The sequence below is a fragment of the Paludisphaera rhizosphaerae genome, from assembly GCF_011065895.1.
Taxonomy (GTDB): domain Bacteria; phylum Planctomycetota; class Planctomycetia; order Isosphaerales; family Isosphaeraceae; genus Paludisphaera; species Paludisphaera rhizosphaerae.
On the sequence record NZ_JAALCR010000008.1, the window covers coordinates 79,605 to 95,791 of the forward strand.

At 66.5% G+C, this 16,187-nt stretch carries 9 protein-coding genes; 2 read left to right on the forward strand and 7 right to left on the reverse strand.

Annotated features, from left to right (window positions below; all coding sequences use genetic code 11):
• Positions 1–6: 6 nt before the first annotated feature.
• The 4 genes from G5C50_RS12070 to G5C50_RS12085 are packed head-to-tail and all read right to left on the reverse strand — an operon-like array spanning position 7 to position 7,873.
• On the reverse strand, positions 7–1,371 hold the full coding sequence (locus G5C50_RS12070; protein ID WP_165069475.1) for a DUF1800 domain-containing protein: 1,365 nt from the start codon (positions 1,369–1,371) through the stop codon (positions 7–9).
• Positions 1,368–4,424: a M56 family metallopeptidase gene (locus G5C50_RS12075; RefSeq protein WP_165069478.1), complete on the reverse strand. Its 3,057-nt coding sequence runs from the start codon at positions 4,422–4,424 to the stop codon at positions 1,368–1,370. Before G5C50_RS12075 ends, G5C50_RS12070 begins: the two co-directional genes overlap by 4 nt.
• The gene (locus G5C50_RS12080) at positions 4,417–7,482 is read right to left on the reverse strand and encodes a M56 family metallopeptidase (RefSeq protein WP_165069480.1); all 3,066 of its coding nucleotides are present in this window, start codon (positions 7,480–7,482) and stop codon (positions 4,417–4,419) included. Before G5C50_RS12080 ends, G5C50_RS12075 begins: the two co-directional genes overlap by 8 nt.
• A complete protein-coding gene (locus tag G5C50_RS12085) occupies positions 7,475–7,873 on the reverse strand; it encodes a BlaI/MecI/CopY family transcriptional regulator (protein ID WP_165069483.1) in 399 nt (132 codons plus the stop codon). Before G5C50_RS12085 ends, G5C50_RS12080 begins: the two co-directional genes overlap by 8 nt.
• A gap of 229 nt (positions 7,874–8,102) precedes the next feature.
• On the opposite strand from G5C50_RS12085, the gene phoU reads away from it, so the two are divergent.
• The gene (gene phoU / locus G5C50_RS12090; RefSeq protein ID WP_165069485.1) at positions 8,103–8,807 is read left to right on the forward strand and encodes a phosphate signaling complex protein PhoU; all 705 of its coding nucleotides are present in this window, start codon (positions 8,103–8,105) and stop codon (positions 8,805–8,807) included.
• A gap of 236 nt (positions 8,808–9,043) precedes the next feature.
• On the opposite strand, the gene G5C50_RS12095 is transcribed toward phoU, so the two are convergent.
• From G5C50_RS12095 to G5C50_RS12105, 3 genes are all read right to left on the reverse strand, one after another.
• Positions 9,044–10,354 carry an FHA domain-containing serine/threonine-protein kinase gene (locus G5C50_RS12095; RefSeq protein WP_165069488.1) on the reverse strand — a complete coding sequence of 437 codons (1,311 nt, stop codon included), beginning with the start codon at positions 10,352–10,354 and terminating at the stop codon, positions 9,044–9,046.
• Positions 10,355–10,569: 215 nt separating this feature from the next.
• Positions 10,570–12,270, reverse strand: a complete 1,701-nt coding sequence (locus tag G5C50_RS12100) for a hypothetical protein (protein ID WP_165069490.1) — start codon at positions 12,268–12,270, stop codon at positions 10,570–10,572.
• Between the two features lie 118 nt (positions 12,271–12,388).
• Positions 12,389–13,762, reverse strand: a complete 1,374-nt coding sequence (locus G5C50_RS12105) for a hypothetical protein (RefSeq protein ID WP_165069493.1) — start codon at positions 13,760–13,762, stop codon at positions 12,389–12,391.
• 691 nt (positions 13,763–14,453) lie between these two features.
• Here G5C50_RS12105 and G5C50_RS12110 point away from each other — a divergent pair.
• Positions 14,454–16,133 carry a sigma-70 family RNA polymerase sigma factor gene (locus G5C50_RS12110; RefSeq protein ID WP_165069495.1) on the forward strand — a complete coding sequence of 560 codons (1,680 nt, stop codon included), beginning with the start codon at positions 14,454–14,456 and terminating at the stop codon, positions 16,131–16,133.
• Positions 16,134–16,187: the final 54 nt, after the last annotated feature.

Genomic DNA, 16,187 nt, shown 5'->3' on the forward strand with positions numbered 1-16,187 from the left:
AGGGTTTCAGGCGAGTTGCCCTTCGGGTGATGAAAGCATGAGCCGAACGATCCGCGCCGCGTCGTCTTCGGCAAGCGAGCCGAGCGGAGCGGCGAGGAGCAACGTGGAGAAGCCGTCACGCCGTTCCTCGGCCGTCTTCCAGCCGTGGCGGTCGGCGAGATCCTGGAAATGACCGCCGGAAAGTCCGGACTCCGCTCCCGTGAACCACGCGGCGAAGTTGACGCGGGCGACGATTGTGGCGTCGTCGAGCCAGGACGGGCCCGCCGGCCATCCGGCGACCCCCGGCGGGTGGAACAACCGCTGGCCCATCCGGCCGAGCCATCGTTCCAGCGCCGCCAGGTCGACGGGAGGGTGGAATCCCTCGCAGGCCCGCACGGCCCCGACGGCCAGCATCGCGGGGCTCTTGACCATCCGCGCCCGGCACTCGGCCGAGTGGAACAGCCGCGATCGCAGGATTGTCTCGATCCCTTTCGCCACGTCCACGTCGCCGTCGACGCGCATCGCCTCGGCGAGCGGGGCGATCAACTCGCGGCTCGGCGGGGCGTCGACGACGAACGTGCGATAAAGCCGTCGTGCGACGTGCTCGGCCGCGGCGGGCTGGCGCAGAACGATCCGCACGACATCGTCCTGGAGCCAGTCGCCCGTCTCGCCCAGGATGGTTTTGGAGGCGTGGTCGACGTCCTCCCCGTCCTGGAGGGCCTTCAGCGGCTGGTAAGACGTCCGCCGCCAGCCGGTGAAGGCGCGGGCGGTCTCGCGAACGTCCTTCTCGGTGTAGTTGCCGGGACCGAGCGCGAACAGTTCCAGGAACTCACGGCCCAGGTTTTCGTTCGGCGAAGCCTTCGTGCTGCCGATCCCGTCGAGCCAGGCCAGCATCGCCGTATCCGACAGCATCGCCGAGTGCAGCCGGCTCATCCGCGCCCGCCAGTGCAGGCGGAGGGCTCGGTTCTGCTCCAGCATGGCCTCGGGCGAGCCGACCTTGTCCTGGCTGCTCGCGTAGTGCGAGTGCCAGGCCAGCGTCATCACCTCGGCCAGCGGGTGGGGCGAGAAGACCAGTCGATAGGTCCACAGGAGCGATACCCGCTCCATCGACGGCCTGCGGAAAAACGACTGCCGCATCGTTTCCACGAGCGACTCGAAGGCCGCCGCCTCGCGACCGTCCGGCGTGCGGGCCTCGCCGTCGAGCACGCGGCGGATCGAGGGCTCGAAGCCCTCGGCCGCGTCCCGCGTGATCTGCCCCCACGTCGCCCCGAAACCCGCCCGCCGGCGCAGGTGGGCGACCCGCGCCGCATCCCACGGCTCGGCCGACGAGGGGTTGTACGGTTCCCACGCGGCGCGGGGGTCGTCGAAGAGGGAAGGGGACGTACGCGTCATCGCTCACGCTCCTTCAGGGTGAGGGTTCCGATGTCGCGGACCTCGCCCGGCTTCAGATCCCAGATGAGCATGGTGACCTCTCGATCGCCGCTTCCGCCGGCGATCTCGACGCCGGCTCCGGGGATGAGCGCCTCGAAGGCGAACGTCCCATCCGGCTGGGGTTGGTCGCGGTGGAAGTAGAAATCCTCCTGGCCCAGGATGTTCGAATAGTGGCTGGCGACAGAACCGTCGAAGAGTTCGTCCCGCTTGTACTCCTTCGGCACGGGCGAGAAGAGCAGCATGGGATAGACCTGAACGTTCCCCACGCCGCCGGCCACCTTCCCCTTGACGGTCGCGGTCGGCTGGAGTCGAACCTCCAGCGGCTTGCCCGTCGGATCCAGCTTCAACTCCGCGACGGTCGCCAAGCGGCGGGCCGTCGAGATGAGGTAGACGCGATACGTCTTCTCAGGATCGGCTCCGGGGATGCGGAACAGGCCGTCCGAGAAGCGCCGGCCCTGGTTCCAGACGTCGATCAGTTTGGCGTCGATCCCCTTGAACATCGCCGTGAAGACGTCGACCGGCCGGCCGTCTGGGTCAAGGACGCGAGCCTCCAGCGTCTTCCCCTTGCGAAGCTCGATTTCAACCGGAGGGACGTCCCCCTCCTTGGGAATGTCGACTTCGAGAAGACCATGGGGGTGGATGTCTACTGATCGCATCGGGGATCGTCGGCTCGTCCGGATGTACTCGTCCTTCGGCGCCTCGACAGCCAGGAAGCCCTTGCCAGGGAGCACGGTGATACGGAACCGGCCGTCGGCGTCGACCGAAACGGGGCTCCTCAGGTCGTAGTCGCGTTTGTTGTTCGGGTTCTTGGGCTCAGGCTGGTAGACAACCGCCGCGCCGGCGACGGGCGTCTTGTCGTCGTGGTCGACCACCCGGCCGGCCACGAGTCGCCCTTTGTCGAGGGCCAGGTCAACCTTCAGCGACTTCCCTTGCGCCGTCGCCCCCTCTCGGCGCTCGGAGAGCGTCAGGTAGCCGGACCTCGCCGAGGGGAAGGCCGTGATGAAGTAGGTTCCGTCGGTTGTGTGGCCCGAAACGCGGTAGCGGCCGTCGGCGTCGCTGCGCGTCGAGAACGTCTGGCCGCCATGCCGACGCATGGGGATGACCTCGACGTACACGTCGGCCAGCGGGGCGCCGGTGTCATGATCGGTCACTCGGCCCTCGACGGGCCGCGCCGGCTCCAGGACGTGTTCGAACGTGGGCTCGACGGGCTCGATCTCGAACCCCTTGATGCCGGGGGAGAGGGTGCGCTCGGGGATTGTGTTGACCGTGACCTCGTCCACGGCGAATTCCGGGTGGCGGAATTCCAGGTTGACGTACATGCCGACCGGGACCCCCTGCATCTCGAACCGGCCGTCGGCGTCGGTATGAACGGATCGCGGCCAGTAATCGGGCAGGTCCTCGTCCTTCTCGACGTTGCCGACGAAGGCCCCGCGAAGATCCACGGGGTTGTTGTCGTTGTGGAAGCCCTGAAGCATGACCCGCACGCCCTCGGCCGGCATGCCGCCGGGCGTCAGCAATCGGCCGCGGACGACCTGCTCGCGCGGGAGGTTGAGCGTCACGCCTTCCGTCTCCTCCCTGGGTTTCAAGGCCACGCTCAGCATGCCGGTCCCCGGATGACGGACGACGAGCTGGATGTGGATCCCGTTGAATTTCTCGTAATCCTCATCGCGATATCGGGCGTCGATGGTGAAGCCGCCGTCTGCGCCGGTCTGCCCCCGGGCGATCGTCTCAACCCTTGGATGCGCCGCGCGGTCGCCACGGGGCATGGCCACGTAAGGGAGCCTCGGCTTGCGGCTGCCGATCCACATGACCGTCGCCCCCGGCACGGGCTTGCCGTCCGGGTCCAGAACCTTCCCGCGCACGGTCTTCATCGGAGCCTCCTCCTTCGGCGGGTCGGCGGCCTGCGGTGGTTCGTCCGGTTTAGCCGCGGGGCGAGCCTGGGCGAGGGCCGCGAGCGAGGCGGCCAGGAGCATCGCCAGGCAGGCGGCGGCCGTCCAGCGCGGGCCGGCGGCCGGATCGGGGAGATTGTCGGAGAGGATTCGGACGATCCGATGCCGCAGGCCGCTGCGGCCCGAGGCCGCTGCGAGAGCAGGGGAGTGCGGCTGGGGGATCAGTCCCAGGAGCGTCGCCGCGTAGTCCGAGGCCGACGTCCCTCCCGCGAGCACCCAATCGTCGCAGGCCAGTTCCGCAAGCCTTCCCAGCTGGGCCCGAACCGCCCAGGCCAGCAGATGCCAGGGGAGCAGGACCACGAGCAACTCGGCCGCGAGCGTCGAAAGGTGGTCGCGACGCCGCCAGTGCGCCAGCTCGTGACGGAAGACGGCGACCCGGTCCACGCCCTCGCCGGCCGCCTCAACCATCGGCAGCAGCAGGAGCGGCCGGCTTCCCCAGCACCAGATCACCGGGCAGCGGACATCGGCCGATCGCGCCAGGGCAGGGGAGGCGTGCAGGCCCAGACCCAGGCCCTTCGCCGCCGCGGCAAGTCCCTCGTCAACGGCGCCATCAACGACGACCTCGGCCCGACGGACCAGCCGCCGACCACTCGCGAACGAGGCGGCAAGCCTGACGAGCATCACGGCCGACGCCGCGGCCCAGGCCGCCAGCAAGACCGACCGCCACGGGAAGGGCCGGGGGGGCAGAGAAAGGGGAGGGCTCTCGACATTCAGGGGGCGAGAGGGAGACGACGCGGGCGAAGAAGCGACCGGCATCGGGGAAGTGGAGGGAACCGGCCTTCGTTCCGGGTGCGACGGGATGGATGGAGCAGGAGTCGCCGCCGCGATGACCGACGTCACAGACTTCTCGCCCCACATCCCCAGGCCGAGCCGGCGGCCGGCCTCGGTGAGCAGCGGGGCGGCGACGGCCCCGAACATCGCCAGCATGAGCGCCTGGTGGGCCCGCGCCGGGCGTCGCCGAAGAGCGAAGCTCGCCGCCAGCCCCAGGGCGAGGAACATCGTCGCCTGCCAGGCGACCGTCAAGATCAGGGAATCGGCCGCCCGAAGCATCTCCAGCTCAGTCATGACGCTCCTCCTTCCGCCGTTCCTTCAGATTCAGAGTCCCGATGTCGCGAACTTCGCCCGGCTTAAGGTTCCAGACGATGGTCTCAACCTCACGAGCACCTGCACGCCCAGAAACCTGGTATCCGACGCCCGGAATTACCGCCTCGAAGGAGAAGGTCCCGTCCGGCTGGGGTTGGTTTTCGTAGAACTTGAAGTCCTTGAAGCCCAGAACGTGGCTGTAGAACTCCCAGTTTGCCTCGTCATCGCGTTCTCTTTGCGTGTACTCCCTGGGCATCGGGGAATGGAGCATCCGAAGATCGGCCCGGAACCCAGGCCCCTTCCCCTCGATCTTCCCTTTGATGGTCGCGCTCGGCTGGAGGCGGACCTCCAGCGGTTTCCCGGACGGATCCAGCTTCAACTCGGCGACCGCCGCCAGGCGGCGAGCGGTGGCGACGAGGTAGACGCGGTAGGTCTTCTCCGGATCGGCGTTCGGGATGCGGAACAGGCCATTCGTGAAGGGACGGCCGTCCCCCCCGCCATGGACGAGCGCCGCGTCGATCCCCTTGTACATCGCCACGAAGGCGTCCATCGGCCGGCCGTCGGGGTCGAGCACGCGGGCCTCCAAAGGCTTGCCCTTACGCAACTCGATCTCTACCGGCGGGGCGTCGCGATCCAACGAAAGGTCGACGTCCAGCGCCCCGTGGGGATGCACATCGGCCAGATAGTTCATGCCTCGACGTCGCGTCGTGCGGACATATTGATCCGTTGGCCCTTCGACGGCCAGGAAGCCTTTGCCCGGAAGGGCGACGATCTGAAACCAACCGTCTCCGTCGGTCACGACGGAGTTGTCCAACACGTACTCTCCCTTTTCCTTCCGGCCGATGCGCTCCGCCTGGTAGATAACCGCCGCATCGGCTATCGGCGACTTGCCGTCGTCATCGAGCACGCGGCCGGAGACGACCTTTCCCCGGTCGAGGGCCATGTCGATTTCCAGCGACTTCGTCTCGGTCTTCGAGAGATCGCGGTAATCGCGCATCGCCACGTAGCCGGACTCGGTCGGCGGATAGGCATGGACCCAGTAGAACCAGTCCGCCATGTGACCCGAGACACGGTAGCGACCGTTGGCATCAGTCCGGATCTGGAAGAAGTGCCCCCCTCGTTCTCGCATGCTGGAAACCCGCATTTCAACGTCAGCGAGTGGGGCACCCGTAGCTCGGTCAGTCACGCGGCCTTCGACCGGTCTGGCTGGCTCCAGGACGTGTTCGAACGTCGGTTCGACGGGCTTGATCCCATACTTCTTGAACTCTGGGGAAAGGGCCTGATCGGGGTTCGTATTGACTGTCACCTCGTCGACGGCGAAGTCCGTATGCCAGAAGCTCAATGTCACGTACATGGCGGCCGGCAGGCCCTCCATGACGAACCGGCCGTCCGAGTCGGTGAGGGTGGACCGAGGCCAGTAGTCGGGCAAGTACTCGTCCTTCTGGAGCCACGACGTACTATCGCCGCGCATCTCGGTTGAATTGCCAGTGCCAAAGTCCTGGAGCACGACTCGAACACCCTCGGCGGGTACGCCGCTGGAAGTCAGCAGGCGTCCACGGACGACCTGTTCGCCCGGGAGGTTGAGCGTGAGGCCCTCCGCCAGATCCTGGGGCTTCACGAACACGCTCAGCAGGCCCGTCCCGGGATGTCGGGCGACGAGATGGATGTAGAAGGTGTCGAGTTTCTCGTAGTCGGCCTCGAGAAACTGTCCGCTCATCGCGAAAGTTCCATCCGCACCGGTCAACGCACGGCCGATGGTCCTGATCTCGCGGCCGGTGCCACGCGGTAGAGCAATGAACGGAAGCTTGGAGGGCTGGGCTCCAACCTGCAGGACAGTCGCCCCGGCCAGGGGTTTGCCGTCGGGACCGAGCACCTTCCCGCGGATAGTCTTCGTCGAGGTATCGATTTTCGCGGAGGCACCGGCCTTCTCGGGCTCCTCCAACGTCGGGGACACCGGCCGAGCTTGGGCCAGCGCGGCAAGAGAGGCGGCCAGGAGCATCGCCAGGCAGGCGGCGGCGGTCCAGCGCGGGCCGGCGGTGGGGATCGGCAGGTGGTCGGAGAGGATTCGGACGATCCGTTGCCGCAGCCCTCTGCGGCCCGAGGCCGCCGCCAGGGCGGGGGAGTATGGCTGCGGGAGAAGACCCAGGAGTGCCGCCGCGTAATCGGCGGCCGGCGTGCCCCCCGCGAGCACCCAATCGTCGCAGGCCGACTCGGCGAGGCTCCCCAGCCGAGCACGCGCCGCCCAGGCCAGGGGATGCCAGGGGAGCAGGACGACGAGCAGTTCGGCGGCCAACGTCGAGAGGTGGTCGCGACGCCTCCAGTGCGCCAGCTCGTGGCGGAAGACGGCGACCTGATCCATGGCTTTGTTCGGGTTCGCGCTCGGCATGAGGAGGAGCGGGCGAGAGCCCCAGCACCAGATGACGGGACAGCGGACCTCGGTCGACCTGGCAATCCCAGGCGTGACGTCCAAGCCGAGCCCTCGCGCCGCGGCGGCGAGCCCCTCATCGACAGCACCGTCAGCCACGACCTCGGCGCGACGGACCAGGCCTCGACCGGCCACGAACGACGCGGCCAGTCGAATCAGCAGCATGGCCGATGCCGCCCCCCACGTCGCCAGCAGGAGCGTGCGCCACGGGAAGGGCCGTGATTGCTGGTCGGCGACATCAATAACCGCATCGCCGCCCATCGCAGAAGGGAGAGGAGCCGGCGTCGCCCGAGGGGGCTCAGGTATCGCTGCGGGGGAAGGGACCGGCCCGACATCGGGTCTCGACCAGGCGGGGGCGGCCGCGACGGACGCGGCGAGGACCGGCGATTGAGAGTCCTCGGCCCAGAGGCCGAGGCCGAGACGTCGGCCGGCCTCGGTCAGGGCCGGGGCGGCCACGGCCCCGAGCATAGCGAGCAGCAAGGCCTGATGAGCCCGCGCGGGGCGTCGACGGAGCGCGAAGCTCGCCGCCAGGCCCAGGGCGAGGAACGTCGTCGCCTGCCAGGCGACCGTCCAGATCAGGGAGTCAACCGCTCGAAGCCACTGCAGGTCATCCATGACGCCCCTCCTTCCGCCGCTTCTGATCGATCAACCGCTTGATCTCGGCCAGGTCCTCCGCGCTCAGCTCGTCGTCTTCCAGCAGTCGCCGGAACATCAGGAGCGGGTCGCCCCGGAAGGCCCGGTCGATGAACCGTCGCAGGGTCGACGAACCGGCCTCGTCCCGGCTCCGCGTCGGGAGGTAGACGTAACTCCTCCCCTCGGCCCGGTGACTCAGCCACCCGGCCTTCTCCAGCTTCTGCAAGACCGAGAGGATCGTCGTGTAAGCCGGCGGCGGGTCCCGGTCGAGCCGGTCCCGCACCTGCTGCACCGTCCCCTCGCCCAGATCCCAGACGGCCTCCATCGTGGCCTTCTGAAGCTCTCCCAGCTCGTCGATCGACGCTCGAGCCATGGCCGTCGTCCTCTCGGCACTCAGCGACATTCGTCATACTACATATCGTAGTACTTCGGCTCATAGTAATTCCGCTCGTACGGATGTCAAGCGAATTCCGAGGGGCCGATCGGGCTTGAATCCGCTGGGCTCGGCGGGGAAGAATGGAGGCCGTCCTTAATCCGCGTCGAGACGCCCGCGCCGAGGCTCGGTCCCGTCCTACCCCATCCTCTCTCCTGGAGGCCGAACCATGGCGTCGAGTCGATCCTCGGAGGGTTCCGCCCCGTCTGGCGGCTTTCCCCGGCACACGTTCCGCGAGCAGGATGCGCTCTGGGCCGAATTGCTGGCGTTGGGGGACGCGGTGGTCGGCTCGCTGGAGAAGTGCGTGCAGGCTGTCTGCGAGGGCCGGCTCGACCTGATCGCCGAGGTGAAGGAGGAGGAGGAGGAATCGGACCGTAAGGAGGTGAAGATCGAGCAGGAATGCCTGCGGGTCCTGGCCCTCTACGAGCCGGTTGCGTCCGACCTACGCCGACTGGCGACGGTGTTGAAGGTGAATCGCGACTGGGAGCGGGTCGCCGACCTGGCCCTTCGTGTCGCCCGACGGGTGCGCAAGCTGGCCCGTAAGCACCCCGAGATCGTCGCCCCCGAAGACCTGAAAGACCTGGCCCGGGCCGTTTTCGTGCATGTGAAGGCCTCCCAGACGGCCCTTAAGCAGTCCGACGCCGAGGCCGCGCGCAAGCTGATCGCCGGTGATCAGACGATCGACGACGCCTACCGCAACGTCCGCCGTGGTCTCAAGGAGCAACTCGCTGCCCACGCCGATCAGCTCGACGGCTGGCTCCTGCTGCTCAACTCGGCCCGTAACCTGGAACGGATCGCCGACCACGCCACGGGGATCGCCCAGGCCGTCATCTTCCTTCAGGAAGGGACCATCGTCCGACATTCGGCCAAATAACCCGACCAGCCGAAAAGAACGGGCAAATCTGTCGTATCATCAAGATAGGGATGCATCCACATCCCGGCTCCTTGATAAGACGACGGGATCAAGAAACGCGGACGGACGGGGTGTCGCCGAGCGCAACGAAAGTGCGCGAGCGAACCCAATCGCCAAAGACGCAAAACCAGATCACAATTGGATTTGTGTCGCGATCGCCGAAACAAGCGAACCCAATCGAAGCCGCCGCGACGGTCTCAGCAGAAGGGTTTCAGAGCCCGGCGCATGGTGGTGGCGTCGGGGAAGCGCTGCTCGGGATCGCGGGAGAGGCACTTGCCGATGACCGCGGCGAGGTCGCCGGGAACGTTGGGCCGACGTTCGAGGATGGGGATCGGGTGCTCTTCCAGGAGCATCTTGATGAGGTCGTCGCCGCCGGCGGGGTCGTCGTAGATGAATTTGGCGGTGAGCAGGAAATAGAGAGTGGCGGCGGTGGCGTAAAGGTCGGCCTGGGGACGAACCGTCCGGAAGTCGGTCATCTGCTCAGGGGGCATGAACGGGATCGTGCCGCGCATCTCGCCGGAGAAGGTCAGGCCAGAGAGTCCGACGCTGCGGAAGCTCTTGGCGAGTCCGAAGTCGGAGATCTTGGCGACCGAGCCCTCATCGGTCTGGCCGATCAGGATGTTTTCCGGCTTGATGTCGCGGTGAATGAAGCCTCGTTTGTGGGCGTGCTCCAGGCCCTTGAGGATCTGGCAGGCCAGGCGGCAGCCCTGGTCGGTGGGGTAACGGCCGGGGTCGATGTTGGCGAGAGCTTCAAGGTTGGGGCCGTTGACGTACTCCATGGCGAACCAGAACTGGCCGCGAGAGGCGCCCTGCTCGTACCATTCGACGATGTTCTCGTGGCGAAGCTGGCTGATGACCGACATCTCGCGCTGGAATCGGTCGATGGCCGCGCGGGTGGTGGCGGTCTCCGGCATGATCAGCTTCAGAGCGACCATCTTGCCGCTGCCGTTGTGCCGGGCCTGATAAACGACCCCCATGGCGCCGCGGCCCAGTTCGCGGATCATCGTATAGTGGGGCACCGGTTGCGGAAGCGCGGCGACCTCCGCCCGGCAGGCGGAGCACCACCACTCGACGGGCTCGTCAGGGCCGGCCCCGACGACGTTGTTGACCGTCAGGTTCATCGGCGCGGGGCTCCCGCAGCCGGCGCAGATGATGGCGTCGCGAGTGGGGATCGCCATGCTCGAGGAGGGCGAACGGTTCGGCAGCGGGGGCGTGGACTCGACGACGATGCGGAAGAGGCTCTGTCCTGCGGCGATCAGATCGCCTGTGCTCAGCCGGGTCCGGTCGATCCGCTCATTGTTGACGAACGTCCCGTTGGTGCTGTCGAGGTCGCGGAGTTCGCAACGCGGGGGGTTGATCTCGATCAGGAAGTGGTCGCGCGACAGGGCTGCGTCGTTGATCGGACAGTGGACGAACTGCGAACGCCCCACGACGAAGGTGTCTTGTCGATCGAAGATGAACGTCCGGCCCGTCCGGGGGCCTTTGAGGACTTCCAGGATCACGCGCATCGCGGTTTCCTGCGGGTTCGACGGGCTTACACGGCCCGGGCCTTCCTACCATACGGGCCGGCCGGGGTTTTGGGACGGCGATCGTCGCGTCCCGGAGGAGTTTCGCGTCGATCGCCATATCAGATAGTATCCCGGCTCTTCCTCCGCACAGTCCGCGACCGCAATTTTCTCGACGCAGACAATCAATCATCGGAACGATCGTCCACCCTGGCGGATCATGGAGAGGGGGCCGGGGCGGTCTCGGCCGCAGTCCCCGTCGGCGATGGCAGCGAGCCGGGCTGGACGGGGGCGTCGGACGGTCCGAAAGTGAAGCTCTTGATGACCCCCTCAGCCTGTTCCCGGAAGGGGACGTGAAGGTCACGGGCCGTCAGAGCGGTCACCACCAGGTTCTGGTCTCGAGTGAACTGAACGACGTAGTAGTCGGCGTAAAGCCGGTCGCCCCGGATCGTAGCCTGCTCGCCGGTGGGCTTGAGAGCGGCCTCCAGACGGTAGACCTTGCGATGGAGCGGCGACCAGTCAGCCTCCTTGAGCCAGCCGGAATCCCCCATCTGAACCTCCTGGCCCTGGGCTCGCCATCGCTGAACCAGGTCCCGGCGATGTTCATTCGGGTCGGCGGCGACGCGGTCGCGTGAGGGATCGCCCGTCTTGGGAATGAAGTTGATGGAGACCGCGTCCTGGCCGTCCGGCCGGCGGTCGAGCAGATCGACGCTGCCGTCGGGATAGACGTGGACGACTCGTAGGTTCTGAGGATGGGCGAAATGGAACCGACCTTGATGATCGTCGTAGACCACCCAGGTATGGGCCTCGTCCTCTGGAGGAGCCTCGGGGACCGGAATCGGCATGGCCGCCTCAGTCCCGAGTTCCGACGGCCGGGCGCGGCGTTCGACGATCAACTCACGAGTCCGCGTCAGGTTCAGTCGGCCGGTCTCGTCGCCGGGGACGGGGAGAGTGACGACCTGGGCCATCCGAATCTTGGAGATCCAGCCCTCAGCTTCGACAACGCCAGGCCTGGGCTTCGGCTGGCCGGGGGCGGCCGGCGCCGCAGGCGCATCCGCCGGAGGGGCGTCGAATGCGAACTCGATCTCCGCATTCAGCGACAGGGGGCCTTCCATCATGACGAGTTGCCCCTTGATCGCCAGGACGGCCGTCATTGAGGAGGAGCCTGGGCCGGCGGCTCGAACGTCGGTCAACTCGGCCTCGACCTCGTAGCCCTCGTCGAGCGGCACCTCGCCGAAGAGCACGGCGATCGTCCCTCGGGGGACGGCCCAGCGGTCGCCCACCCTTCTCGGCGTCGTCGGAAGCAGAGTCGCCAGCTGCGGCAGGAACGGATTCTGGGTGATCCGGTCGAACTCCATCTGGCGCAGGATTCGGCCGTTGGACAAATTGGACAACTCCACCGGCCGTCCCGGCCGGAGGCGGTACCAAAGCGTGAGCCGCTCCAGGAAGCCGGGATTCTTGAACGGCCGGTGATCGGCGAGCGAGGTCGTCAGGTTAACGCGGTCGTAACGGCGGACGACGTCCGTCACGACGTGATTGGGCGTCGTCTTCAGCGCTCGCTCGGTATAGATGGTCTGGAGGGTCGTCTCGGACTTGTCGGGGGCCCCCTGGGCCTTCTCACGCGTTTCCTTGAGCTTCTCGCGGACGCCCACCTGATACTGCGTGAGCCAGTTCGGATGGGCCGGGTCGGCGGTCTCGGCGTAACGTTCGACGAAGCGATAACGAAGGCTGAGAGGCTGGGTCTCCCCCTTCGAGTCGTCGACGTCGGCCGGCTCCTGAGCCGGCTCGACGGCCGGCGTCGGCGCGACGGCCTGACCGGGCGAGACTCCCGGGGCCGCTCCGCACACGAGCATCCAGATCCAGGTGATCGCCGCCGCCTTCATCCGGCGGCCTATCCCTCGGTTCGGCGCTTCACGCATGTCGGCGCACCTTCATGTTGAGAAACCGGCGTGTTTGAGGACCCCCTTCGTCCACCATAGCTTTCGGGCGGGGCCTGGGGGAACCCTGGGTCTTGCTTTTTCCGGTCGAGAGGTCCGGTCATCGGCCTGAGGCCAACGGCGGATCGTTCCACTGAAGCGTCCCGACGATCGTCTCATCCTCGCCACCGAACGCCCCGGCGTCCGAATCCGCCATGGTGAACGTCGCCATGAGCTGCTCGCCGCGAGGGCTCGCCAGGAGGTAGTAGTACCAGACCACCCCCAGATCACCCTGCATCCCCTGGACGCCGAGCTTCCAGCGGAATCCGCCGTCGGCGTCGCCGGGAACCTCGCCGCCGCCGATCACGTGATCGATCCGATCCTTGAGTGCCCGTCGCACGTCCCGCTCAAACTCCTGGACGTCCTGGTGCTTCCCCTTGGGAGCATCGGGGCCGTAGACGAGGTTGCACTGAGCCTTGACCCGACCTTCGGCGTACTTCTTAAGAACCACTAATTTGCGGTCGTCCCAGTGGGTGTGCCACGACCGATCGTGGAGCAGGTTGTATCGACCGTCGGGAGCGATGAGTTGAAGCAACAGCCGCGAGGGGGTCGCCTCGGGCGAGAGCGCAGCGACAGCCGCGTCGGACAGCTCCGCGGGAGCCTCCAGACCTCCTCGACGAACGATCGTCAGCGTGCTTTTCAACTCCAGGCCCGCCTCGATCTCTCCGGGCCGCCGACTCTCGGTCCGGTTCAACTCCAGCGCCGTGATCATTCCCGCCTTGCGGTCGAAGGTGAGGAAGCCGTCGCAGGTCATGGCCCCCTCGGCCCCCAGGACCAGGCCCTTGACCTCTCCTCGGATCGTCACCCGAACCTCGTCGCCGGTCGTCGACTCGACCTCCCCCTTCATGGTGCTGGACGTCACCGAGTCATAGCCCGTGATCGCCCACAATGCCGTTTTGCGGACGTCCCACGGCTTTCCTTTCGCAACAGGCGTTTCCGGCAGCAGGTCGAGCAGGCAGAGCGTGTCGCCCAGGCCCTCGACCAGTTCCAACTCGCCGCGGGTCAACGACCCGGCTGGGCTGAAGACCGTCGCCGAGCCGTCCGCGTCACGACGCTCAGCAACCAGCAGCGACAATTCGGGCCGCAACTCGCGGGCGGTCGGGCGGATCTCGCCGTTGATCGCCGAGGCCGCCTGCTTGACCAGACGCACCGACCGCCGCTTCGGCCCCGGCAAAAGTCGCTCCCGATAGACGATCCTGGTCTGAACGTCGACCTCAAGCGGTTTCGGGAGCTTGGCGTCGGCCGTCATGGCGTCGGGAGGGAGCGACCGCTGGAACTGGCCGTGGGCCTTCAGCTCGATCCGGGCCGCCGTGATCGCCCCCGGGCCGACCTTCTCCTCCATCGCGATCGGATCATCCGCCGCCAGGGCCGGAGCCGCCGCCAGAAGGACCGCTAGCCACCCCGCGCCGGCCGCCTTCCATCCGCAACGGTTCATGCTCCACCTCCCTGCATTCCAAAACGCCGCGCACGGTCCGCCCCGAAAATCGACGATTTACATGAAGGGGCAGGCCCTCGAAATTCGCGGTCATTATGGGAAGACGCCCCAGGCTGTCAATTTCGGGCGTCGCTCCCAGACCAGATCGCCGTAGATCGCCAAGAAGCCTCGGCTCGCAAGCCGGCCCCAACCTGAGTTCCCGAGACTGCAATCGACTTCCCGTTTCCTAGAGATCCACGCGTCGCTCATGACCGTTCATACGGATTGTTGGAGCAACATCGCCTCCCGTCCGAGGAAGAAATGCGAACTCGACGTCCCATTTCGGCGTCCAGAACGTCGACGGACAACCGGCGGGCTCCTCACAGTCGCCGTTGAACAACCCAAACGGTACGAAACTTGCTGAAGTATCCACCCCAAGTCGACGACGCCGCTGCAAACGACGAAGTCGGCGGGATCTCCAAAGTCTCCCAAAAGATCGAGCGGACCGACTTCTATGGAAATCTTGATCCTTGCGACCTCGACGAACGTATAGAATCTCAGAAGGTCCCCCAGTCGGGTCGGAGCGCTGGAAACTGACCCGAAACCGCCGAGAGGGTGGGCAGATCGACCCGCCGTCGCGATTCGGCCGGAGAATTCGATAAGAATCGGCGGTCGATTTCGGCCAGGCCGAGAGAATCACCGGGAGGGTCGTATGGGAAAGACGTACTGCCACCCGGCGATGAAGCAACTCAAGGACCAGCAGACGCGGTACGCCCCTCGCGAGCGCCGGCTGGAGCAGGTCGAACGGGCCGAGCAACTGCTCGCCGAGATCGACCGGACCAAGCGATACCCCTACGACTACCTCTGCTTCAGGATCACCGGCTACCGACCTGACAACTGGTCGGCCCTGATGATCGAGGGGGACGAGGCGCGTCGCGATCTCCGCCAGTTCGTGGAAGACCTCTCGGCGACCGTCCGACAGCCCGTCGAACAGGCGGCCGAGCCGGTTCTGACCGTCGACGAGGTGAGCAAGAAATACAACGTCTCCACCCGCACGGTGACACGGTGGCGGCGGCAGGGCCTGGTGGCGCGTCGGTTCATTATCGACGGCCGCGCCAAGGTCGGCTTCCTGGAGAGCAGCCTGCAACGGTTCGTGGCCGAGCATCGCGGCCAGGTGGAACGAGGTTCGAGATTCAGCCAACTGACCGACGCGGAGAAGGATGAAATCATCCGCCGCGCCCGTCGCATGTCGCAATTTCGCTCGGGCGAGGTCGGCCTGATCGAAGTCGCGCGGAGGATCGCTAGGAAAATGGCACGCTCGACCGAGACCGTCCGACTCACCCTCAAGGCGTACGACCGCGAACATCCAGACCGCGCGATCTTCGGCCCCTCCTCGCCGCCGCTTGACGACGACGCCAAGGCCCAGATTTACCTGCGGCACCGTATGGGCGTCTCGGCCGACAACCTGGCCGTCGAATTCGGCCGCACCCGATCGAGCATCTATCGGATCATCAACGAGGTCCGCGCCCAGCGTCTCCTCGAAACCAAGCTCGAATTCATCCCCAACGAAATGTTCGACGAGCCCAAGGCCAAGACCGTCGTCATGGCCCCGCTCCCCGAACCGGCCGACGGCAAGGCCCCGCGCCGGCCCAAGGCGCCCAAGGGTCTGCCCCCGTATCTTGCGAGCCTGTACGAGGTCCCGCTGCTCGACCGCGACCAGGAAGCCCACCTGTTCCGGCAGATGAACTTCCTGAAGTCCGAGGCCGTCAAGCTCCGCGAACAGCTCGATCCGGCCAAGGCCAAGACCGCCGTGCTCGACAAGATCGAGAATCTCCAGGAGCAGGCGCTCGCGGTCAAGAACCAGATCATCCGGGCCAACCTCCGCCTGGTCGTCTCCATCGCCAAGCGCCACGTCGGCCCCTCGAACAACTTCTTCGAGTTGGTCTCCGACGGCAATATGAGCCTCATCCGAGCGGTCGAGAAGTTCGACTACGCCCGAGGCAACAAGTTCAGCACCTACGCCTCGTGGGCGATTATGAAGAACTACGCCCGCACGATCCCCGAAGAGAACTACCGCCGCGACCGGTTCGTCACCGGCCACGAGGAAATGTTCGAGGCGGCCGCCGACAACCGGATCGACGAGCACGAATACGAAAGCGCCCTAAAGCGCATGCAAGAGGCGATTCGAGGCATGCTCGACCGTCTGGATGATCGCGAGAAGCTCATCATCACCAGCCGATTCGGCCTGGGTGGAACCGCCGAGCGCACCCTGGAACAGCTCGGCCGCGAACTGGGGATCACCAAGGAACGCGTCCGCCAAATCGAATCCCGAGGCGTCGACAAGCTCCGTCGCATCGCCGGCGAGCAGAAGCTCGACCTGCCGATGCTCTGAGCCGACCGTCTCGCTCCGCTCGATAATTCCCAAGGCCCTCGCCCGGTGCGTCCG

Bases quoted from the DNA above. Each gene is read 5' to 3' on its own strand.
- G5C50_RS12070 (WP_165069475.1), bottom strand. From the start codon at position 1,371: ATGACGCGTACGTCCCCTTCCCTCTTCGACGACCCCCGCGCCGCGTGG.
- G5C50_RS12075 (WP_165069478.1), bottom strand. From the start codon at position 4,424: ATGACTGAGCTGGAGATGCTTCGGGCGGCCGATTCCCTGATCTTGACG.
- G5C50_RS12080 (WP_165069480.1), bottom strand. From the start codon at position 7,482: ATGGATGACCTGCAGTGGCTTCGAGCGGTTGACTCCCTGATCTGGACG.
- G5C50_RS12085 (WP_165069483.1), bottom strand. From the start codon at position 7,873: ATGGCTCGAGCGTCGATCGACGAGCTGGGAGAGCTTCAGAAGGCCACG.
- phoU (WP_165069485.1), top strand. From the start codon at position 8,103: ATGGCGTCGAGTCGATCCTCGGAGGGTTCCGCCCCGTCTGGCGGCTTT.
- G5C50_RS12095 (WP_165069488.1), bottom strand. From the start codon at position 10,354: ATGCGCGTGATCCTGGAAGTCCTCAAAGGCCCCCGGACGGGCCGGACG.
- G5C50_RS12100 (WP_165069490.1), bottom strand. From the start codon at position 12,270: ATGCGTGAAGCGCCGAACCGAGGGATAGGCCGCCGGATGAAGGCGGCG.
- G5C50_RS12105 (WP_165069493.1), bottom strand. From the start codon at position 13,762: ATGAACCGTTGCGGATGGAAGGCGGCCGGCGCGGGGTGGCTAGCGGTC.
- G5C50_RS12110 (WP_165069495.1), top strand. From the start codon at position 14,454: ATGGGAAAGACGTACTGCCACCCGGCGATGAAGCAACTCAAGGACCAG.